Source organism: Ruegeria sp. C6 (assembly GCF_056537625.1).
Window position 1 is genome coordinate 252,951 of sequence record NZ_JBQFRW010000001.1, and the last position, 18,099, is coordinate 271,049.

24 protein-coding genes and 1 tRNA gene are annotated in these 18,099 nt (G+C 58.9%); 13 read left to right on the plus strand and 12 right to left on the minus strand.

The window, feature by feature from the left end:
* Positions 1 to 13: 13 nt before the first annotated feature.
* The 4 genes from ACR0MJ_RS01220 (at position 14) to ACR0MJ_RS01235 (ending at position 1,658) form a co-directional block, all read left to right on the plus strand.
* A complete protein-coding gene (locus tag ACR0MJ_RS01220; RefSeq protein WP_170397754.1) occupies positions 14 to 376 on the plus strand; it encodes a RidA family protein in 363 nt (120 codons plus the stop codon).
* Between the two features lie 79 nt (positions 377 to 455).
* Positions 456 to 839: an NADH:ubiquinone oxidoreductase subunit NDUFA12 gene (locus ACR0MJ_RS01225; RefSeq protein ID WP_010443266.1), complete on the plus strand. Its 384-nt coding sequence runs from the start codon at positions 456 to 458 to the stop codon at positions 837 to 839.
* A gap of 10 nt (positions 840 to 849) precedes the next feature.
* A complete protein-coding gene (gene mlaD / locus ACR0MJ_RS01230; protein WP_170397186.1) occupies positions 850 to 1,302 on the plus strand; it encodes an outer membrane lipid asymmetry maintenance protein MlaD in 453 nt (150 codons plus the stop codon).
* Entirely contained in the window at positions 1,299 to 1,658 is a 360-nt protein-coding gene (locus ACR0MJ_RS01235) for a DUF2155 domain-containing protein (RefSeq protein WP_170424191.1), read from the plus strand. The genes mlaD and ACR0MJ_RS01235 overlap by 4 nt, the downstream gene beginning before the upstream one ends.
* Here the strand turns inward: ACR0MJ_RS01235 and aat are convergent.
* From aat to ACR0MJ_RS01255, 4 genes are all read right to left on the minus strand, one after another.
* Positions 1,622 to 2,254, minus strand: coding sequence for a leucyl/phenylalanyl-tRNA--protein transferase (gene aat, locus ACR0MJ_RS01240; protein ID WP_480537205.1), 633 nt, complete (start codon positions 2,252 to 2,254; stop codon positions 1,622 to 1,624). The genes ACR0MJ_RS01235 and aat overlap by 37 nt on opposite strands.
* A 51-nt stretch (positions 2,255 to 2,305) precedes the next feature.
* Positions 2,306 to 3,652: an acetyl-CoA carboxylase biotin carboxylase subunit gene (accC, locus tag ACR0MJ_RS01245; RefSeq protein ID WP_170635420.1), complete on the minus strand. Its 1,347-nt coding sequence runs from the start codon at positions 3,650 to 3,652 to the stop codon at positions 2,306 to 2,308.
* Positions 3,653 to 3,661: 9 nt separating this feature from the next.
* Positions 3,662 to 4,156, minus strand: a complete 495-nt coding sequence (gene accB / locus ACR0MJ_RS01250; RefSeq protein ID WP_170397178.1) for an acetyl-CoA carboxylase biotin carboxyl carrier protein — start codon at positions 4,154 to 4,156, stop codon at positions 3,662 to 3,664.
* A 149-nt stretch (positions 4,157 to 4,305) separates the two neighbouring features.
* Entirely contained in the window at positions 4,306 to 4,842 is a 537-nt protein-coding gene (locus ACR0MJ_RS01255; protein ID WP_170397176.1) for a helix-turn-helix domain-containing protein, read from the minus strand.
* Positions 4,843 to 5,018: 176 nt separating this feature from the next.
* Here ACR0MJ_RS01255 and ACR0MJ_RS01260 point away from each other — a divergent pair, with 176 nt between their 5' ends.
* The 5 genes from ACR0MJ_RS01260 to ACR0MJ_RS01280 all read left to right on the plus strand — a co-directional run bounded on the left by ACR0MJ_RS01260 (position 5,019) and on the right by ACR0MJ_RS01280 (position 10,931).
* Positions 5,019 to 6,314 (plus strand): short-chain fatty acyl-CoA regulator family protein, encoded by a 1,296-nt coding sequence (locus ACR0MJ_RS01260; RefSeq protein WP_480758573.1) that lies wholly within the window; start codon positions 5,019 to 5,021, stop codon positions 6,312 to 6,314.
* Positions 6,315 to 6,392: 78 nt separating this feature from the next.
* Positions 6,393 to 6,773, plus strand: a complete 381-nt coding sequence (locus ACR0MJ_RS01265) for a response regulator transcription factor (RefSeq protein WP_170397172.1) — start codon at positions 6,393 to 6,395, stop codon at positions 6,771 to 6,773.
* On the plus strand, positions 6,770 to 7,090 hold the full coding sequence (locus tag ACR0MJ_RS01270) for a hypothetical protein (RefSeq protein ID WP_480758576.1): 321 nt from the start codon (positions 6,770 to 6,772) through the stop codon (positions 7,088 to 7,090). Before ACR0MJ_RS01265 ends, ACR0MJ_RS01270 begins: the two co-directional genes overlap by 4 nt.
* A complete protein-coding gene (locus ACR0MJ_RS01275) occupies positions 7,078 to 9,759 on the plus strand; it encodes an ATP-binding protein (protein ID WP_480758579.1) in 2,682 nt (893 codons plus the stop codon). The genes ACR0MJ_RS01270 and ACR0MJ_RS01275 overlap by 13 nt, the downstream gene beginning before the upstream one ends.
* Before the next feature lie 77 nt (positions 9,760 to 9,836).
* Positions 9,837 to 10,931 carry a FliM/FliN family flagellar motor C-terminal domain-containing protein gene (locus ACR0MJ_RS01280; protein WP_480758585.1) on the plus strand — a complete coding sequence of 365 codons (1,095 nt, stop codon included), beginning with the start codon at positions 9,837 to 9,839 and terminating at the stop codon, positions 10,929 to 10,931.
* A 5-nt stretch (positions 10,932 to 10,936) separates the two neighbouring features.
* Here the strand turns inward: ACR0MJ_RS01280 and ACR0MJ_RS01285 are convergent, their stop codons facing one another.
* The 4 genes from ACR0MJ_RS01285 to ACR0MJ_RS01300 are packed head-to-tail and all read right to left on the minus strand — an operon-like array spanning position 10,937 to position 13,117.
* Complete coding sequence (locus ACR0MJ_RS01285; RefSeq protein ID WP_170397163.1) at positions 10,937 to 11,365, minus strand: protein tyrosine phosphatase family protein; 429 nt, start codon at positions 11,363 to 11,365, stop codon at positions 10,937 to 10,939.
* Positions 11,366 to 11,374: 9 nt separating this feature from the next.
* Positions 11,375 to 11,806 (minus strand): DUF6691 family protein, encoded by a 432-nt coding sequence (locus ACR0MJ_RS01290; RefSeq protein WP_480437537.1) that lies wholly within the window; start codon positions 11,804 to 11,806, stop codon positions 11,375 to 11,377.
* Positions 11,806 to 12,234, minus strand: a complete 429-nt coding sequence (locus tag ACR0MJ_RS01295) for a YeeE/YedE family protein (protein ID WP_480758588.1) — start codon at positions 12,232 to 12,234, stop codon at positions 11,806 to 11,808. Before ACR0MJ_RS01295 ends, ACR0MJ_RS01290 begins: the two co-directional genes overlap by 1 nt.
* Positions 12,235 to 12,253: 19 nt before the next feature.
* Entirely contained in the window at positions 12,254 to 13,117 is an 864-nt protein-coding gene (locus ACR0MJ_RS01300) for an MBL fold metallo-hydrolase (RefSeq protein WP_480758592.1), read from the minus strand.
* Between the two features lie 242 nt (positions 13,118 to 13,359).
* On the opposite strand from ACR0MJ_RS01300, the gene ACR0MJ_RS01305 reads away from it, so the two are divergent.
* On the plus strand, positions 13,360 to 13,575 hold the full coding sequence (locus tag ACR0MJ_RS01305; RefSeq protein ID WP_170397156.1) for a hypothetical protein: 216 nt from the start codon (positions 13,360 to 13,362) through the stop codon (positions 13,573 to 13,575).
* Between the two features lie 9 nt (positions 13,576 to 13,584).
* On the opposite strand, the gene ACR0MJ_RS01310 is transcribed toward ACR0MJ_RS01305, so the two are convergent.
* Entirely contained in the window at positions 13,585 to 13,803 is a 219-nt protein-coding gene (locus ACR0MJ_RS01310) for a hypothetical protein (RefSeq protein ID WP_170397154.1), read from the minus strand.
* Positions 13,804 to 13,950: 147 nt separating this feature from the next.
* Between ACR0MJ_RS01310 and ACR0MJ_RS01315 the strand changes: the two genes are divergently transcribed.
* Positions 13,951 to 14,217: a DUF2312 domain-containing protein gene (locus ACR0MJ_RS01315; RefSeq protein WP_170397751.1), complete on the plus strand. Its 267-nt coding sequence runs from the start codon at positions 13,951 to 13,953 to the stop codon at positions 14,215 to 14,217.
* 10 nt (positions 14,218 to 14,227) lie between these two features.
* On the opposite strand, the gene ACR0MJ_RS01320 is transcribed toward ACR0MJ_RS01315, so the two are convergent.
* The gene (locus ACR0MJ_RS01320; protein ID WP_480758594.1) at positions 14,228 to 15,103 is read right to left on the minus strand and encodes a hypothetical protein; all 876 of its coding nucleotides are present in this window, start codon (positions 15,101 to 15,103) and stop codon (positions 14,228 to 14,230) included.
* Between the two features lie 179 nt (positions 15,104 to 15,282).
* Here ACR0MJ_RS01320 and ACR0MJ_RS01325 point away from each other — a divergent pair.
* Together ACR0MJ_RS01325 and ACR0MJ_RS01330 are read left to right on the plus strand one after the other, a co-directional pair.
* Positions 15,283 to 15,358: transfer RNA gene (locus tag ACR0MJ_RS01325), tRNA-Thr, on the plus strand.
* A gap of 362 nt (positions 15,359 to 15,720) precedes the next feature.
* Positions 15,721 to 15,963, plus strand: a complete 243-nt coding sequence (locus ACR0MJ_RS01330) for a glycine zipper 2TM domain-containing protein (RefSeq protein WP_170397150.1) — start codon at positions 15,721 to 15,723, stop codon at positions 15,961 to 15,963.
* 272 nt (positions 15,964 to 16,235) lie between these two features.
* On the opposite strand, the gene ACR0MJ_RS01335 is transcribed toward ACR0MJ_RS01330, so the two are convergent.
* Both ACR0MJ_RS01335 and pepT read right to left on the minus strand, forming a co-directional pair.
* Positions 16,236 to 16,682 carry a DUF4177 domain-containing protein gene (locus tag ACR0MJ_RS01335; protein ID WP_170585997.1) on the minus strand — a complete coding sequence of 149 codons (447 nt, stop codon included), beginning with the start codon at positions 16,680 to 16,682 and terminating at the stop codon, positions 16,236 to 16,238.
* A 98-nt stretch (positions 16,683 to 16,780) separates the two neighbouring features.
* Complete coding sequence (gene pepT / locus ACR0MJ_RS01340; RefSeq protein WP_480758600.1) at positions 16,781 to 18,019, minus strand: peptidase T; 1,239 nt, start codon at positions 18,017 to 18,019, stop codon at positions 16,781 to 16,783.
* Positions 18,020 to 18,099 lie beyond the last annotated feature (80 nt).

Below are 18,099 nucleotides of genomic sequence, written 5' to 3' on the forward strand. Positions count from 1 at the left end.
GTTTGAGGACACGATGACAGTAAGACGTATCTCTTCGGGTGGTGAGTTTGAAGCCAAGGTTGGCTATTGCCGCGCGGTTGTCGCGGGTGGTTGGGTTCATGTTGCGGGAACTGTTGGGCAAGGTGAAACGGTCGTGGAGCAATGCCGCTCGGCGCTGTCTATCATCGAAAACGCGCTGGCCGAGGCGGGTGCTTCATTCTCTGATGTCGTGCGCATCACTTATATGCTGCCGGATCGAACCGAATTTGAACCTTGCTGGCCCATTCTGGCCGAAACCTTTGGTGCGAACCCTCCTGCAGCGACGATGATCGAATGCGGATTGATCGATCCGAAATACCGGATTGAAATTGAAGTCACCGCTATCCTGCCGGAATGACGCAGGTAGCGCTGGCAGTACTGGACCTTAGCGTGCCTTTGGTCCATATCTTCGGTGACAGAAATGCCGGAGGCAGCCGATGGGAATCCTGAACAGTCTTTTGCGGGCCGTGACCTGGTGGAACGGGGCCACCCTGAACACGCAGTTCTACACTGCGCGCAAGGGGATCAAGGTCGGTGAGGACGACGAGGGCAACGTGTTCTATCGCAATGCCGACGACAGCAAGCGCTGGGTGATTTTCAATGGCGAAGCCGAGGCCAGCCGGATCGATCCCGATTGGCATGGCTGGCTGCACCGCACATGGGATGAACCGCCTACCGATAAACCTCTGGCGCACAAGTCCTGGGAAAAACCGCATCAGGAGAATCTGACCGGCACCGCGCTGGCCTATGCACCTGCCGGTTCTCTGCGTCGTGCCGATCCGGTTGAACGTAGCGATTACGAGGCGTGGAGCCCGGAATAAGCGAGGCCTGATGTCTACTCATACGAAGACCGAAGTTATCGTCGGCGGTGCCGTGCTGGCCTGCGCCATTGCGTTCGGTGTCTACGCCAGCCAATCCACAGGCCTGTCTCAATCCGGCGCAGGATACGAGCTGGGCGCGTCTTTCCGCTCGCTCGAAGGTGTGGGCGTTGGCACGGATGTACGCCTTGCCGGGGTCAAGATTGGGACGGTGACCGGCGTTACGCTAAACTCTGATACGTACCGCGCGGACACCCGATTTTCCGTGGCAGATGGTATTCTTATTCCAGACGATAGCGCCGCTGTGATTTCTTCCGAAGGCTTGCTGGGTGGCAACTTTGTTGAGGTTATGCCGGGCGGTTCCCCGTTCTATTTTGAGGCGGGTGATGAGATTACCGATACGCAAGGCGCGGTCAGCCTGATCTCGTTGCTGGTCAAATTCGTGGCCGGGGACGGAAGCGAATGATCCGCCCTGCACTGGTGGCTCTGATAGTCACCGCAACCGGAGCTGCTGCGCAGCAAAAGGTCGAATCCGGCCCCGGCGCCATGTTGCGCGGGTTGGACAAGGTCAGCGGGCAGACGGTGGACATCGAAATGCAGAACGGCGAGACCACGTCGGTCTTTGGTCTGGATGTCGCGCTGGGTGATTGTCGCTATCCAGCCGAAAACCCGACAGGTGACGCCTTTGCCTATCTGACCATCTGGGAGCAGGGTAAGGCGCAGCAGCTGTTTGATGGCTGGATGATTGCGACCTCACCCGCGCTGAACGCGTTGGATCACGCCCGCTACGATGTCTGGGTGATCCGTTGTATCACACCCTGAGGGACCTGTTGCAGATCAGCGGTGAAATCTGCTTTCAGGTCAAGCGCTTGTTTCAATTCGCTATGATAAACCGCACGCGGGATCTCGATCGCGCCCAACGAGGCCAGATGCGCCGTCAGAAACTGCGTATCGAACAGCGTGAACCCGGTTTGGCGCAGTCGATCCACCAGATAGGCAAGTGCAATCTTCGATGCGTCCGTGCGACGCGAGAACATGCTTTCGCCAAAAAAGGCCGCGCCGAGGACTACGCCGTAAACGCCGCCAATCAGTGAAGCGCCGTCCCAGACTTCGAGGGAATGCGCGCGGCCGGTCCGGTGTAGTTCCTGATACAGATGGCGCAGTTCGGGATTGATCCAGGTATCCGATCGGTCGGCGCAGCCATCCACGACGCCCGCAAAATCGCGATTGATGCTTACCGAAAACCCACAGGTCCGGATACGCCGCGCTAGGCTGCGGGAGATGTGGAACCCATCCAGGGGGAACACGCCGCGAAACTTCGGGTCGACCCAGAACAACTCGGGGTCGTCGCGATGCTCAGCCATCGGAAAAATGCCGATGGAATAGCCATGGAGCAGAAGTTCAGGGGAAAGGCTCATGCCGGGTGCCTCGGGGCCGAAGGGGGTTTGTCCTTCGGCCTTTTGGTCAGATTAGGCCATGTTCTCCGCAAGCCAGTGCTCCAGCCAGTGGATGTTGTACTCGCCGCTGTGCAGGTCAGGTTCCTGCAGCAGCGCGTGGAACAGCGGCACGGTGGTGTCGATACCGTCGACGATCAACTCGCCCAAAGCACGTTCCAGACGGGCCAAAGCTTCAGCCCGGTCACGGCCCTGAACGATCAGTTTGGCGATCAGCGAGTCGTAGTATGGCGGGATCGAGTAGCCATCATACAGCGCCGAATCCATCCGCACACCCAGGCCACCCGGCGCGTGATACGCAGTGATCTTGCCCGGGCAGGGCGAGAAGTTCGGCAGTTTTTCCGCGTTGATGCGAACCTCGATGGCGTGGCCATTGATCTCAAGATCGTCCTGACCGAACGACATGTCCTCACCAGCGGCGACGCGGATTTGTTCGCGCACCAGATCGACGCCGAAGATGCCTTCGGTCACGGGGTGTTCCACCTGTAGACGCGTGTTCATCTCGATGAAGTAGAACTCGCCATTTTCATAGAGGAACTCGATGGTGCCCGCGCCGATATAGTTGATCTTGGCGACCGCATCGGCACAGATCTTACCGATCTTGGCGCGTTCTTCCGGCGTGATACTGGGGCCGGGGGCTTCTTCGAACACCTTCTGGTGGCGGCGCTGCAGCGAACAGTCGCGTTCGCCCAAATGCACTGCCTTTCCCTTGCCATCGCCGAAGACCTGAATCTCGATATGGCGGGGGGTGGTCAGATATTTCTCGATATAGACCTCATCATTGCCAAAGGCGGCCTTGCCTTCGGCGCGTGCGGTCATGAAGGCGCTTTCCATTTCATCAGCACTTTGCGCGACTTTCATGCCGCGACCGCCGCCGCCGGCGGTGGCCTTGATGATCACGGGATAGCCGAATTCCTCGCCGATGCGCTTGGCGTCGGCCAGCGTTGGCACACCGCCGTCAGAACCCGGAACACAAGGGACGCCCAGTTCTTTCATCGTGTCCTTGGCGGTGATCTTGTCACCCATGACACGAATATGTTCGGCGGTGGGTCCGATGAAGGTAATGCCGTGATCTTCGACGATCTGCACGAACTCGGCATTCTCGGACAAGAAGCCATAGCCGGGATGGATCGCCTGCGCGCCGGTGATTTCACAGGCCGAGATGATCGCGGGCACGGACAGATAGCTTTGCGGGCTGGGCGGAGGACCGATGCAGACCGATTCGTCCGCCATGCGTACATGCATCGCGTCGCTGTCGGCGGTGGAATGCACGGCGACCGTCTTGATCCCCATCTCGCGCGCGGCACGGATCACACGCAGGGCGATCTCGCCTCGGTTGGCAATCAGGATTTTGTCGAACATGGGCCCGCCTTACTCAACGATGACCAGAGGCGTGCCGAATTCCACAGCATCACCATCGCCGACCAGAATGCGTTTGATGGTGCCCGACTTGGGTGCGTGGATGTGGTTCATTGTCTTCATGGCTTCGACAATCAATAGCGTGTCACCTTCCGAGACCGATGCACCGACCGAGATAAACGCAGGCGCGCCCGGTTCCGGTTGCATGTAAACCGTACCCACCATGGGCGAGGTCACAGCGCCTGGATGGCTGGCGGGATCATCCACGGCAGCGGGTGCTTCGGCAGCGGCCGGCGCGGCAGCAGGTGCGGCAACCGGTGCAGCCGCAGGAACCGCAACCTGAACCGGAGCGGCCACGGTCTGCGACATGCGGCTGACACGGACATTCAGGCTGTCTTCCTCGCCATATTCGCGCTTGACCTGCAATTCGGTCAGGTCATTCTCGCGCAGCAGTTCGGCCAGTGCCTTGATAAACGCGACATCCGCTTCGTGTTTGGTATCTGTCATGAGTGTCCTCGAAGGTTCCCCTATGCCCGTCTGTTTGCTGCGGGCTTGGTTTGATTACGCAGGGTTATAAGCCATGCAGACGGCCATGAAAAGCGCCGTCTAAGCCTGCCAAATGGGGGTTTTTGCGCGAATTACGAGGGCTGTCGCGATTACAGCGGCGTTCCAGACAATTTTGCGACCAGTTCTGGTAGCTTGCGGGCTCCGTATTTTTCCAAAAGTCGGGCGCGATAGGCCTCGATCGTGCGGTAACTTAGCCCAAGTTCAACGCCAATTTCCTTCGCGGATAAACCCCGGCATGACAGGATGGCCACTTCGCGTTCGCGGGTTGTCAATTGCACCAAGGGGCGCTCTTCCGAGATGTCCGAGAAGCTCCATATCCCGTGCCGGAACGGATCGTCTGGCGTCAGCGAACGCCCCCGCGCGCGGCACCAGAACAGGTCACCGTCGCGTCGCCGCATCACCCGTTCGTCTGTGTAATAGCCTGTATCGCGCATCACCTGCAGACTACGCGCGCCGATCCGTTCCCAATCGGCGACCGAAGGATAAAGATGCAGCAGGGGCATGTTGCGATAGTCAACCTCATCCCCGCCAAAGGTCCGCGCAAATTGCAGATTGCACCGTCGGATGATCCGGTTCTCAAGCTCAACAAGGCCGATGGGGGCGTATTCAAAGGCGGGATCGCTCATGTTCTTATGGTGACGGGTATTGCGTCGAAAGAGAAGGGTGGGCGGCAGGAAAGGGCGGGTTTCTTTCTGTTGCTGTTGTCAAAGCTGTAAATCTTCTTTGAAAATTAGTCAGCAACAGATAATAAACACTTAGTTAATCTGCAAATCCAGCCGCAACAGCCAAGGATCTAAACGCCATGCGCGACACGCTGACCGGCAGCCGGATACGCGAAAGACGGCAAATCTCTGGGCTGCGACAGGCGGAACTGGCGCGGCAGGTGGGGATTTCGGCATCGTATCTGAACCTGATCGAGCACAACCGCCGCCGCATTGGGGGCAAACTGCTTGTCGATATCGCGGCGGCTTTGTCCGTCGAGCCGTCGCTGCTGACTCAAGGGATCGAAGAGACGCTCATCGCCGCTCTGCGCGAGGCCGCGGCGGATGCAGTCGGCCAAAAGGCCGAGGTGGACGGGTTGGAAGAATTCGCCGGCCGCTTTCCCGGTTGGTCGGGTGTTCTGGCGCAGATGCATCGCCGCGTAGTGTCGCTGGAGCGCACTGTCGAAGTTCTTTCCGACCGACTGACCCATGACCCGCATCTGGCGGCCTCAATGCACGAGGTGCTGTCGACCGCCGCCGCCATCCGCTCAACAGCTGCAATCTTGGCTGAACCGGGAGAGATCGAACCGGAATGGCGCGACCGTTTCCATCGCAACCTGCATCAGGATGCCGAACGACTGGCCGAAAGCTCAAAAGCGCTGGTGACCTATCTGGATGACAGTGACGGGCAGCGCGATCTGCGCGGTATCCCACTGGACGCGGTCGAGGCGTTTTTTGCCGAGCAAGGATATCATTTCCCGGAACTCGAAGCCGGCGGGCAATTGACCGAAGTGCCGCTGGATGGGCTCGATTCCGCTGCAGCCAACACTGTGGCCTCGGGGTTGCTGGACCTTTATGCCGCCGACGCGCGCGCTATGCCGCTGGATCAGGTGTGTGCCGCGCTGGATGCAGCAAACCCCGATCCTCTGGCGTTGGCGAAGGTGTTTTCAGTGGACCTTGCTACGGTGCTGCGACGGTTGGCCTTTCTGCCTGAAGGCACGCTGGCGCGTCCGGCTGGCTTGGTGATTTGCGACGCCTCCGGCAGCGTTCTGTTTTTTAAACCCGCGCCGGGGTTTGCCCTGCCGCGCCATGGCGAGGCCTGTCCGCTCTGGCCCTTGTTCACCGCCTTGAATCGGCCCTTGGTCCCGATCCGGAAACGGGTCGTTCAGCTTGGTCGAACCGCTGCTGAGTTTGAGTGTTTTGCAATCGCAACCCCTCAGCCAGCTAAGGAATTCGGGGCCGAGCCGGTCTATCGTTCGGTCATGCTGGTGCTGCCGGTCGAAGACACGGTGCAGCCTGCGGAAAACGCGGCGCAAGCCGGAGCCAGTTGTCGGATATGCCCGAAACGCGAATGCAGCGCGCGGCGCGAGCCATCGATCCTGAGCGAAGGGTTTTGACAGTTTCGTGACACAGCGCTTAATCTGGGCTGGACGGGTGGCCGGACGTGCAATCCGTCATGGGGAGGATATGCAAATATGAGCCGCAAGGTTCTGTTGATCGAGGATGAGCCCAACATCACCGAGGCGATCCGGTTTCTGCTGACACGCGAGGGGTGGCAGGTTGAAACCCATGCCGAGGGAACGGATGCGGTGCAGGTGATTCTGTCCGCGCGGCCCAATCTGGTGATTCTGGATGTGATGTTGCCGGGAAAAAGCGGGATGGATGTGCTGCGTGATCTGCGCGAACATGATGATATGAAGGCGTTGCCGGTTTTGATGCTGACCGCGCGCGGGCAATCCCGCGATCGTGAAATGGCCGAGCAGGCAGGGGTCAGCCGATTCATGACCAAGCCGTTTTCGAACACCGAAGTCCTGACAGCGGTGCGCGACCTGCATGCGCAGGCGTCTCAGTTATGAGCCCCGCGGGCGACGGCAAAGATCGGCCCTCGCCAGTTCGTCCGTCCCTGTTTCTGGAACGGCAAAGCTATCGTCGGCGCAGGCTGGCGGATGCAGCGCGGCTGCTGCCGTTTCTAGGTGCCGCAATGCTCGCGCTGCCGCTTCTATGGCCGGATGATAGCGCAGGCGCCGAGGCTCTGTCGCTGTCGACGGCCATGTTCTACATCTTTGCGTGCTGGGGTGTTCTGATCCTGATCAGCGTCATCTTCGGCTTCGTCGCCAAACGCATGACCGCGCGCGAGACTGCCGAGCCCGAGGCCGAGACATGGCAACCCTGAATGTCCTGATTCTGGTCTGTCTGGGCTATGTGGTTCTTCTGTTCGGCGTCGCCTTCGCAGCGGACCGGCTGGCTGCGCGTGGCGGCGGGAAATGGTTGCGTTCCCCGCTGATCTACACCCTGTCACTGTCGATCTATTGCACTGCATGGACGTTTTATGGCGCGGTTGGCAACGCCGCGCGTTCTGGGCTTGAATTCGTAACCATCTATCTGGGTCCTACACTGGTGATGATCAGCTGGTGGTGGGGCCTGCGCAAACTCGTGCGCATCGGACGCAGCCAGCGCGTGACGTCGATCGCTGACCTGATCTCGTCACGATACGGCAAGTCCAACACACTGGCGGTCTGCGTGACCATTCTGGCGGTGTTGGGCGGCACGCCTTATATCGCGCTGCAATTGCAGTCGATCACACTGTCCTTTTCGATCTTTGCCGAGGCCGATCCCTCAGGTCTCTATCGCGAAGGCTCCAGTGTGTTCTGGGTCGCGGCGGGCTTGGCCGTCTTCGCGATCCTCTTCGGGACGCGCAATCTGGATGCCAATGAGCGCCACCACGGCGTTGTTACCGCTATTGCGTTGGAATCTGTGGTGAAACTCTTCGCCCTTCTGGCCGTTGGCATCTTTGTTGTCTGGGGCGTCGCTGGCGGCTTGGGGCCGATGATGGATCAGATCGATGCCTCGGAAATTGGCCAATGGCATGTGGATGCCGGGCGCTGGACCACTTTCATTTTCCTTTCGGCGGCGGCCTTTGTCTGCTTGCCGCGGATGTTTCAGGTCATGGTGGTCGAGAATGACGATGAGAGCCACCTGCGCACCGCCGCCTGGGCCTTTCCGCTCTACCTGCTGCTGATGAGCTTGTTTGTCGTGCCCATCGCCGTCGTTGGGTTGGACCTGATGCCCGAAGGCTCGAACCCCGACCTGTTTGTGCTGACCGTGCCGCTGTCGCAGGGCAATGACTGGTTGGCGATGCTGTCGTTCATCGGCGGGTTTTCCTCGGCCACATCAATGGTGATCGTTACCGCGATGGCGCTGTCAACCATGGTTTCGAACCATGTGGTCATGCCGATCTGGCTGAATACGCAGGAAGGCACCGCGTCGGTCTCTGGTGATGTGCGAACAGTCGTGCTGATGGCGCGGCGCGTCTCGATCGCGGCGATCATGGCGTTGGGCTATTTCTACTTCCAGCTTTCGGGGGGCGGGGCTGCCCTGACCTCGATCGGGCTGGTGGCCTTTGCCGGGATTTCCCAGATTCTGCCCGCACTGGTGGGCGGCCTGTTCTGGCGCGGCGCGACCCGAACTGGGGCGTTGGTCGGGCTCAGCGTCGGGTTCTTTCTCTGGATTTACACACTGCTGCTGCCTGGCATGGGTGGCGGCATTGTCCCGGCATCGGTGATTGAAAACGGACCCTTCGGCTGGGGCTGGCTCCGCCCGCAGGCGCTGTTCGGGATCGAAGGGATCGACCCGATGGTGCATACGGTCATGTGGTCGCTGTCGCTGAATACAATCGCCTTCTGTGTCGCCTCGATGCTCAGCTTCCCCAGCCCGCTGGAACGCCTTCAGGGTGCGCAATTCGTAAATGTATTTGACCATTCGGTTTCAGCCCGTGGCTGGACCGGTTCGGTGGCGCAAAGCGAAGACCTGATGATTATGACCCAGCGGATTCTGGGCACTATTCCCGCGCAAGAGTTCTTTCATGCCGAAGCCGAGCGCCAGAATGGTCGCCCCGGACGACTGCCCGAGCCTACGCCGCAGTTTCTGGAACGGCTGGAACGCGAACTCAGCGGCTCGGTCGGGGCCGCAACCGCCCATGCGATGATCGGTCAGATCGTTGGCGGGGCGTCTGTTTCTGTCGAAGACCTGTTGGCCGTTGCCGACGAATCCGCGCAGATGTTGGAATATTCCAGCCAGCTTGAGGCGAAATCGACTGAGCTCAGCCGCACAGCGCGTCAATTGCGCGAGGCGAATGCCAAGCTTACGCAAGTCTCGAAACAGAAAGACGCGTTTCTTAGCCAGGTCAGCCACGAATTGCGCACGCCCATGACCTCGATTCGGGCGTTTTCTGAAATTATGCGCGACACCGATGGCCTCAGCGCCGAGGAACAAATCCGTTATGCTGCGATCATACATGATGAATCGCTGCGTCTGACCCGGCTACTGGATGATCTGCTCGACCTTAGCGTGCTGGAAAGCGGCCAGGTTAGCCTGAACATGGGCGAAGCCACCCTAAGCGAAGTTCTGGACCGCGCCGTTTCAAGCGCGCTGGCGGGCAGTGATCGAAAGATTGGCGTACGGCGGGTGCGCGCAAGTGAACGTATCCCGCTGCACACGGATCTCGACCGGCTGGGGCAGGTGTTCATCAACCTGATTTCCAACGCCCAGAAATATTGCGACGCCATTGAACCGGTGCTGACCATCTCGGCCCATGATGTCGGCGGGCAAGTGGTAATCGATTTCATCGACAACGGTGGTGGTATCCCGGCCGAGGCGCAATCGATGGTATTCGAGAAATTTGCCCGCGTCGGCTCGGACAAGGCAGGCGGGGCAGGGTTGGGGCTGGCGATCTGCCGTGAGATTATGCAGCGCCTAGGCGGCGAAGTTGCTTATCTGCCGGGGCAGGGAGGGGCGGCCTTCCGCGTCAGCCTTCCGCTGGCCTTTCGTCAGGCCGCGCAATGAGGGCGTCATAAAGACATTCGTAACCTCCGCCGGGTTAGACAAATTGTCATCGCATCGACAAACGGCGGAACGGGGCCATGACCACATCAGCACTGGCACGAAAGCTTTCAGCGGGGCAATGCGGTGCCGACACGCCCCGCTCGGTCCTGCGCGCCTTGCGGCTGGGGTTGGCACGCGCCTCCGGCGAAAGCATGGGGCTGGCGCTGTCGGTCATCGGGGCAAAGCAGGCCGTACGTGCGCAGGAAGATATAGCCGACCGGCTGAATGAGGGGTGGTTGATGCTGCTGTTTACCTCGGATCAGGGCGGCCTGGCTGCGGCCTGTCTGGACCCGGGTTGCGTCTCTGCCATCGTCCAGCAGCAAACGATTGCCATGGTCACCTCTGACCCACCACCCGAGCGTGCGTTTACCGACACCGACGCTGCCATGGTCGCCCCTCTGATCGAGGATATGCTGAGCAGGGCTCTGAAACTGGTTGAGTCTCCGGCAGACATGGCCAGCCTGTCCGGGTATGAGTTCACCTCACGCGCCGAAGGTCGGCGCGCACTGAACCTGGCGCTGGTGGATGAGGTCTATCGCATGTTTGATCTGACGGTCGAACTTGCCGGTGGTCCGCGCCAGGGCGAGGTCTGTATCCTGCTGCCCGAGCGCCCGCTCTCGGATCAGGAACAGGTTGCGGATATCACCCAATCGGGGGTGAATCTGGATCAGGCATCCGGGGTAATTCGGGCTGAGCTGAACACCGTGATCTGCCGCCTGTCTTTGCCGCTGACAGCGCTTTCGGAATTGTCCGTCGGGGATGTCCTGCCGCTGCTGGGCGCGCGGGTGGATCGGGTTGAAGTACTGTCAATCGATCGTGCCCGAACCGCCATCGGACGTCTGGGACAGTGCGGCGGAATGCGTGCGGTACGGATCAACGAACAAGGCCCTCCTTCTGCGTTGCCCTCCAAAGACTGCGCCGGATTTTTGGCCAGCAATTCAAGCTTGACGCCCTCGGCCCCGGATGACGAGATGTCGTCCCCGCTTGATGACGATATTGTAGCGCATGATCTGACGACCGAGGATTCCCTCCTGGAACCCGACGACTTGTTGCCTGCCAGTTCCGAACAGCGTGTCACGGAAATCTCGCACCTCGCCGGTCTGCCAGCGCCCAAAGGCAATGGCCGCGATTAAGAGGCTTATCCGCGCCCTCGCAGCTGTTCCAATGCCGGGCGCAACCCGTCGAGCGCATAGCCCGCTTTTCCGGTCGCATCGAGGATTTCATCCGTGCTTAGCCGATCGCACTGTCCCAGCGCCCAGACCACCGAGCATCGTGTGCCAGAGGCGCAATAGGCCAGAACCGGCCCGCTGCAGCTTTCGGCCAGATCGCGTTGCAGCGCCACGTTTTCCGGTGTCATCGTCTGGTGTGTCAACTCCAGAACCTCATATTCCATCCCGGCCTCGCGAACGGCTTGACCGATGGCGTCTGACTGCTGATCCGGCGGAACTTCGGTATTGGGACGGTTGCAGATCACCTTGACGAAACCGGCCTCGGCAATGGCTGGCACGTCCTCCACCGAGATCTGAGGTGAGACGGCGTAGCGGGGGGTTATCGGTCGAATCTCCATGGCAATTGCTTAGGCTGCGTCGGCGATCCTGTCCAGTTGCGCACCCAGCTTTGGTGCCGCAAACATGCCCGCGATCATCGCAATCAGGAACACAATCCCGCCAACGCCTCCATATCCAAGCGAGGCCATCGCCGGGCCCGGGCACAAACCCGCCAATCCCCAACCGACGCCGAACAGGACCGACCCGACGATCAGACGGCGATCCAGTTCAACACGGGGCGGGGCGGGGAACTGTCCGCCCACTACAGGGATCCTGTTCCGTGTCAATCGCCACGCCACCAGCATCGGCAGGATCGCCCCGCCCATGACAAAGGCGAGCGTCGGGTCCCAATTGCCGAACACATCCAGCCACCCCTGCACCTTGGTGGTGTCGGTCATGCCTGAGATCAAAAGCCCGATGCCGAACAGCGATCCGGCGAGAAAAGCAAACACTGAGCGCATTAGATCACCCCCAAAGCATGGCGAAACAGCGCAACCGTCAGACCACCTGCAAGAATGTAGAACACCGTTGCGACGATCCCGCGCAACGAGAAGCGAGAAATCCCACAAACGCCGTGACCCGACGTGCAGCCATTGGCGATCCGTGTTCCAGCCCCCACCAGCAGCCCAGCAAGGATCACGATCGCCATATCCGGGGTCAAATGGGTCTCGGCCTGCGGCGCAATCAATGGGCGCAGCAATAAGGGCATCACGATCAAGCCCGCGACGAAAGCCAGGCGTTCAGTCATTACGCTCCGGTCGCTGCGTTCCAGCAGCCCGCCCAATATGCCGCTCGCCCCCATGATCCGCCCATTACACAGCAGATAAACGCTGGCACCTAGCCCGATCAGCAGACCACCAGCCAGACCCGAAATCCATTCGATATTCATTGTCTCATCTGCCCTCTTATCAAAGCTTATTGACTGGGATTTTCATGAAAACGTCGCCCTGCTCATCCGCTGGTGGCATCTGACCGGCCCGCATATTGACCTGCAGCGAGGGCAAAATCAGGCGCGGCATCGCAAGGGTTGCATCCCGCGCATCGCGCATCTCGACAAATTCTTCGACGCTGCGGCCCTGACCGATATGAACGTTCAGCACCTTCTGTTCGCCAACCGTGGTCTCCCACGCGTATTCATCGCGACCAGGCGCTTTGTAATCATGGCCTACAAAAATCCGCGTCTCGTCAGGCAGAGACAGGATTTTCTGGATCGAGGCATACAGGTCCGCCGATGACCCGCCGGGAAAATCGCATCGGGCAGTTCCGAAATCTGGCATGAACAGCGTATCGCCCACAAAGGCCGCATCGCCGATCACGTAGGTCATGCAGGCTGGCGTATGGCCTGGCGTGTGCAAAACGTCCCCGCGCATCTGGCCGATGTGAAAGCTGGACCCTTCGGCAAACAGTGCATCGAACTGGCTGCCATCACGCTGAAACTCGGTGCCTTCGTTGAAGACCTTGCCGAACGTGTCCTGAACGACCACGATATTCTCGCCAATCCCGATCTGACCACCCAGCTTTTCCTGTAGGTAAGGGGCTGCTGACAGGTGGTCGGCATGGACATGGCTTTCCAGAATCCATTCCACCTTCAGTCCCTGTGCCGTCACATAGTCGACAATCTGGTCGGCCGAGCTGGTATCGGTCCGCCCCGAGGCGTGATCGAAATCCAGTACACTGTCGATGATGGCGCAGGCCTGCCCCTGAGGTTCCTGCACAACGTATGAGACGGTGAAGGTCTGCGGGTCGAAAAAAGCTTTCACACTGGGCGTCATGGGTTCCTCCGTTCAGCTTGCATACATATAACAATAGTGGAATATGTTTAAAGCCCCTAATCACGAGTTGATGTCTGTCAAAGCAATCTCCGCAATTTGAGCGTATGCTTTAGGCGACCACGGACATATTGACGGTTTTTTGCCTGAATAGGCAAGAATTCGCGATGTTTTGTTCCGGTCTCGTGCTCGTCTTAAACTCGTTACCTATATCAGGCACATTGGCACCATATGGGAGGAAGGAAATGACTGCTCAGGATCTTTTTACCGAAGCGGAACGGCTTGAACAAAAGCTGAATGGTGCGTGTCTTGAGACCCGGCTAGAGCTTCAGCCACATGTCAGCATGGTTCTGGATAAAATGCGCGCGCAGGGGGTTCATATCCCATCGCGCTTGCGTCGGCTGGATGCTGCGCTATGCGAAGACGTGCTTGAGGCGCGGTTCGACAATATGCCGATCTGATCGATCTGGTTATCCCAGCGAAATGCCCAGGATAACCATCATCAGCCCAAGTACCGACAGGAAAAGCGACGCCAGATTCCAAGGCAGAACACCCTGAACTGCAGCGCGCAACTCGTCATCCGTCAGGTTGGCTTTGCGCGCTTTCATCACTTGCAGGATGCACCAGACCAGACCGACCAGCCCGGCCACAGACAGGGCGGCCCCGCCCCAGACGATAATGTCGAACATGGTTGTTTACGCTCACCCTTTGAATCCGTGACCGCGCTTATCGGATCGGCGCAGGTCAGACAAGCCCGCCGTGCAGAATGCACGCTTGCGGTCGGGTCGGTGCCGATGTATCCGGCACCTTATTTTCAGCCCTTGGGAGAGACGCAGATGGAAGACATCACCGAAGATCAGGCCGCAGCCAACTACCGAGTGACCGCAGGCGAGCTGCGCCAGTTCGTCGAACGGTTCGAGCGTCTTGAGGCCGAAAAGAAAGATATCGCTGACCAGCAGAAAGAGGTCATGGCTGAGGCCAAGGCCCGCGGCTACGACACCAAGGTCATGCGCAAGGTCGTCGCTCTTCGCAAGCGCGACAAGGACGACATCGCCGAGGAAGAGGCGGTACTGGAAATGTACAAGGAAGCGCTGGGCATGTAGCGCCAGCCGCTTACGGGTTCAGAAAACGTATATCTGGCATGGTCTGCAGCCGTGCCAGATCCTGCTCATAAAGCTCGGTAAAGGCGGTAACGATATCTTCGTTCCAGCCAGGCAGCTCCACCTCTTCTTCGATTTCATCCGTCAGCGCATGCTGCTGAAACACCTGCGCCAGCCTGCCCCTGAGCACGGGATCATTGGGGGCCGCTTGATGCTCTAACAAGCTCTGAATCTCCTGTTTGCCCATGTCTGAGACAAGTGAGGACAGCAGCGCGTATTCCTGTTCCAGCGGCGTGTCCTCGGGTAGCCCCACTAGCGCGCGCGCGATGTCGCCGCAGATCAGCGGCGAATCCTCATTGCTCCACAAGGTGATTTTGACATCTGGTGCTAGATCGCGAATGTCTTCGATCATCGCAAGCCAACTCAGGCAGCTCAGGTCGGTGGTCGACAGAATATGCGCGCGTTCCGGTGCCGATAGCAACATCAGCACCTTTGGAATAAAGCTGCCGGGGTTGCGCAGACCTACGAGCAGTTCCACCGTCGAGTCGCTGAACAGTTGTTCCAGATAAGCCATCCGCTGCCCGGCATTGGCGTAGAACTGCCCGTCCATGATGATCGAAGCCCGCTCTCCCAGATACAGCGCGCTCGACAGGATCGCCCGATCCACCTGTTGCCCGTTGGGGAACAGTTTATGAAATCGCGCCAGTGTATCCTGATGTGATGGCCGGTCGGCAGAGGGTTTCAGCGCAGGTCGAAAGATCTTTCTGAACGGACGAAGCCCCCAGAAGGCGGTATGATTTCCCGCAACCAGATCCGCATTCGCCTGCAGTAGATTGAGCAGGTGATCATGGTCGGTAAAGTGCGCTCCGGCTTGGATAACCATCTGCATATCGGAATTGTCCTTACCTCGGTCGGGATCGCCGCTTGGGTTACAACCTGTCCCCGGTGCAGTCAAATTCGGATGAGGCCTGATATTACTGTTATCCTAAGGCAAACCAGCACAAAGTTAAGATGACCCGAAATTTCGGGCTTGCAGTCCCTGTTCCGAGATATTAATCGACACCCAGTGCCCCTATAGCTCAGCTGGTAGAGCAACTGATTTGTAATCAGTAGGTCCGCGGTTCGAGTCCGTGTGGGGGCACCATCTCTTCAGATATCTATGTATATTTGCTCGATCTGGCTCGCGACCTATGTGGTTTTGGGGGAATAAAGGGGAACAGAAGATTCAGTAGTCGCGCTTTATTGTGCGTCAAATCTTACTGTGATGCTCCGCGCTCATCGCCCGCTTTCTACAATTAAAACACGGCCGTCCAATGTCGGGGTTTACCAGGAACCCGGCACCCGCAACGATCGGAAACCAGCAAATATCGCTTTAGGCGCTCGACCCTTAGTCTTCTTTATTAAGTTTTGATTAATCTCGAATCAAACAGACGCTGATCTCTTGTACGCTAGACGCGCCAGAGCCACTTACTCAGATAACTATTTGGTATTTGAGAGGCAATCGAGATGAACAAAGCACTGACAACCTGTGCGCTTGCGACCTCACTGCTCTTGGCTGCTTGCGGGGCTCCGACGACGCCAACTCAGGCGCAGGTACAGCAAGACGCCCGCTGCGCTGCGGGAATCCTTGGTGGCGCTGCCCTTGGGGGAGTGGTTGGAAATCGGTTCGGTGGCGGTACAGGCAAGACACTCGCGACTGCAGCAGGTGCAGGCGCTGGGATGTATGCAGGGCAATCAGCTTGCAATTGATAACCTTGCAATAAACCCTCTTACCCCACGCTCGTTTTTGGCTCCGCAATTATTGGTTTCGCAGGTCATTTAATTGCCCTGTCTGGCGGTTGCGCGCCTAGCTTCCTGGATGTGCCAAATTCAAGGTCAACTGGCTCAGCAGCAATCCCCTTACTGCGTCGTTTCTCGCCGATGGGGTTCGCGGGTCGGAACTGACAAAGCATAACCGTTATGGGGCAGGATATAAGGGCCTTGCCCCTTCACGCGGTATCCTTCGATTGATTGTTATCCAATCACGGCTCGGCTGGGCGTGCTTGCTCGGGGCGCACTTCGTCATCCGCCACTTCGTCCGAAGGTTTCAAAGACAAGGGCGGGTCTTCGGGCTCTTCCGAGATTGGGGCAGGGGCGGCAGGAGTTTTGGCCAAAACCTCTTCGGGTCCCGGGACTGCGCGCGCGGTTGGGGCGGTGTCCTCTTCGACGGGTTCGGGCTGTTCAGGTTTTTCCAACGCCAGAGCCCGGCGGAAAACCAACACGTTGCGCCAGTTGGTGGTTGACCCGGTCAGCCCCGAACGTTCTTCGCTGGGCAGCAATTCGGCGCGCTGATACTCCCAGCCATCCTGTCCCATCTGGTTCAGCAGTTGCTCAATCGAGGTGGCAAACCGGCCCTCGGGCGTTTTCACGCCCTTCGCCTTGGTGCCCTTTTGCGGAGCGGGGACAACTTTGTATTCGTAGCGCTGCATCAACTGGTCCTGATTGCCGTGTCGGGGCAAATTAACATTTTGACAGGCGGGCGAAAGCCAAGATCGCGCATTGGCGAATTTCGGCCCGCACTGTTGCTTTAGCCTCGCGCCGCTTTGCTGACCAGCGACAGGCAGGTTTCTGTAGCGACTGCCATGTCCTGCACCGAAATCCACTCTAGCGGTCCGTGAATACACTGCATGCCCGTGAAGATATTAGGTGTCGGTGTGCCAAATTCGGTCAGGCGCGAGCCGTCGGTGCCACCCCGGATCGGCACCGAGACCGGCTCGATCCCTTGTTCACGGCAGGCCTCGCGGGCCAGATCAACCGGCGTCATGTCCTTTTCCAGCCAATAGCGCATGTTGCGATACTGATGGGAGATGTCGCAGGTGATGGTCGCACGCGGCTCGGTGGCCTGTACGGCGGCGCAGACTTGTCGGACGATCTCGCGCTGGGCTTCCAATGCATCCATCTCGAAATCGCGCAGGATCAGTTTTATCTCCATCTCGGACGAGCCGCCGTTCATATCGGTGACATGGATGAATCCCTGGCGCCCATCCGTCACCTCGGGCGTCATCGTTGCCTGAGGTAGGGTCTGCACGATCTTTGCAGCCAGATGTGCCGCGTTTACCATTTTGTCCTTGGCCAGTCCCGGGTGGATCGACACGCCGGTGATCTTAATCACCGCTCGGTCGGCCGAGAAGCTTTCGTATTCGATTTCACCCAGTTCCTGCCCGTCCAGCGTATAGGCGAAATCCGCGCCCAGGTCTTTGGGCAGCTGTTCGGTAACACCGCGCCCGATCTCTTCATCCGGGGTAAAAGCGATGCGAATCGGACCGTGGTGCACGTCCTTGTTCTCAAGCAGGTGTCGCGCCATCGTCATCAGGATCGAAACGCCCGCCTTGTCATCAGCCCCCAGTAGCGTGGTGCCTGAGGCGGTTATCAGGTCATGCCCGATCTTCTCGGCCAGATAGGGGTGTTCTACGGGCGAAAGCACCAGATCGGGGTCATCGGGGAATGTAATTTCGCCGCCATTATACCCCTTGATCACCCGCGGCTTGACCCCGGTTGCGTTGAACTGAGGCGCGGTGTCGACATGCGCCAGAAACCCGATGGTCGGTCCTTCGGCCGTACCGGGGATGGTTGCCACCACGACGCTGTCACCAGTCATCTCAACATCCTGCGCACCGATTTCGGTAAGCTCTTGCTTCAGCAGGTTCAGCATGTCGAACTGGATTTCGGTGCTGGGGGTCGATGGCGAGGTCTCATCGCTCTGGCTGTCGATGGCGGCATAGCGCACCAGCCGGGTTTCCAGTTCCTGATCGAAACGATTTTTCATAGATGCTCACCTCTCTGACTTGGCGAGATGAGAATGCGCATTCAGGCGGGGAGTCAAGCCGATGGCTTGCCCGATTTGAG

What these genes read in the sequence shown, in the direction of transcription:
- ACR0MJ_RS01220 (WP_170397754.1), top strand. Translation starts at nt 14, where the DNA reads ATGACAGTAAGACGTATCTCTTCGGGTGGTGAGTTTGAAGCCAAGGTT.
- ACR0MJ_RS01225 (WP_010443266.1), top strand. Translation starts at nt 456, where the DNA reads ATGGGAATCCTGAACAGTCTTTTGCGGGCCGTGACCTGGTGGAACGGG.
- mlaD (WP_170397186.1), top strand. Translation starts at nt 850, where the DNA reads ATGTCTACTCATACGAAGACCGAAGTTATCGTCGGCGGTGCCGTGCTG.
- ACR0MJ_RS01235 (WP_170424191.1), top strand. Translation starts at nt 1,299, where the DNA reads ATGATCCGCCCTGCACTGGTGGCTCTGATAGTCACCGCAACCGGAGCT.
- aat (WP_480537205.1), bottom strand. Translation starts at nt 2,254, where the DNA reads ATGAGCCTTTCCCCTGAACTTCTGCTCCATGGCTATTCCATCGGCATT.
- accC (WP_170635420.1), bottom strand. Translation starts at nt 3,652, where the DNA reads ATGTTCGACAAAATCCTGATTGCCAACCGAGGCGAGATCGCCCTGCGT.
- accB (WP_170397178.1), bottom strand. Translation starts at nt 4,156, where the DNA reads ATGACAGATACCAAACACGAAGCGGATGTCGCGTTTATCAAGGCACTG.
- ACR0MJ_RS01255 (WP_170397176.1), bottom strand. Translation starts at nt 4,842, where the DNA reads ATGAGCGATCCCGCCTTTGAATACGCCCCCATCGGCCTTGTTGAGCTT.
- ACR0MJ_RS01260 (WP_480758573.1), top strand. Translation starts at nt 5,019, where the DNA reads ATGCGCGACACGCTGACCGGCAGCCGGATACGCGAAAGACGGCAAATC.
- ACR0MJ_RS01265 (WP_170397172.1), top strand. Translation starts at nt 6,393, where the DNA reads ATGAGCCGCAAGGTTCTGTTGATCGAGGATGAGCCCAACATCACCGAG.
- ACR0MJ_RS01270 (WP_480758576.1), top strand. Translation starts at nt 6,770, where the DNA reads ATGAGCCCCGCGGGCGACGGCAAAGATCGGCCCTCGCCAGTTCGTCCG.
- ACR0MJ_RS01275 (WP_480758579.1), top strand. Translation starts at nt 7,078, where the DNA reads ATGGCAACCCTGAATGTCCTGATTCTGGTCTGTCTGGGCTATGTGGTT.
- ACR0MJ_RS01280 (WP_480758585.1), top strand. Translation starts at nt 9,837, where the DNA reads ATGACCACATCAGCACTGGCACGAAAGCTTTCAGCGGGGCAATGCGGT.
- ACR0MJ_RS01285 (WP_170397163.1), bottom strand. Translation starts at nt 11,365, where the DNA reads ATGGAGATTCGACCGATAACCCCCCGCTACGCCGTCTCACCTCAGATC.
- ACR0MJ_RS01290 (WP_480437537.1), bottom strand. Translation starts at nt 11,806, where the DNA reads ATGCGCTCAGTGTTTGCTTTTCTCGCCGGATCGCTGTTCGGCATCGGG.
- ACR0MJ_RS01295 (WP_480758588.1), bottom strand. Translation starts at nt 12,234, where the DNA reads ATGAATATCGAATGGATTTCGGGTCTGGCTGGTGGTCTGCTGATCGGG.
- ACR0MJ_RS01300 (WP_480758592.1), bottom strand. Translation starts at nt 13,117, where the DNA reads ATGACGCCCAGTGTGAAAGCTTTTTTCGACCCGCAGACCTTCACCGTC.
- ACR0MJ_RS01305 (WP_170397156.1), top strand. Translation starts at nt 13,360, where the DNA reads ATGACTGCTCAGGATCTTTTTACCGAAGCGGAACGGCTTGAACAAAAG.
- ACR0MJ_RS01310 (WP_170397154.1), bottom strand. Translation starts at nt 13,803, where the DNA reads ATGTTCGACATTATCGTCTGGGGCGGGGCCGCCCTGTCTGTGGCCGGG.
- ACR0MJ_RS01315 (WP_170397751.1), top strand. Translation starts at nt 13,951, where the DNA reads ATGGAAGACATCACCGAAGATCAGGCCGCAGCCAACTACCGAGTGACC.
- ACR0MJ_RS01320 (WP_480758594.1), bottom strand. Translation starts at nt 15,103, where the DNA reads ATGCAGATGGTTATCCAAGCCGGAGCGCACTTTACCGACCATGATCAC.
- ACR0MJ_RS01330 (WP_170397150.1), top strand. Translation starts at nt 15,721, where the DNA reads ATGAACAAAGCACTGACAACCTGTGCGCTTGCGACCTCACTGCTCTTG.
- ACR0MJ_RS01335 (WP_170585997.1), bottom strand. Translation starts at nt 16,682, where the DNA reads ATGCAGCGCTACGAATACAAAGTTGTCCCCGCTCCGCAAAAGGGCACC.
- pepT (WP_480758600.1), bottom strand. Translation starts at nt 18,019, where the DNA reads ATGAAAAATCGTTTCGATCAGGAACTGGAAACCCGGCTGGTGCGCTAT.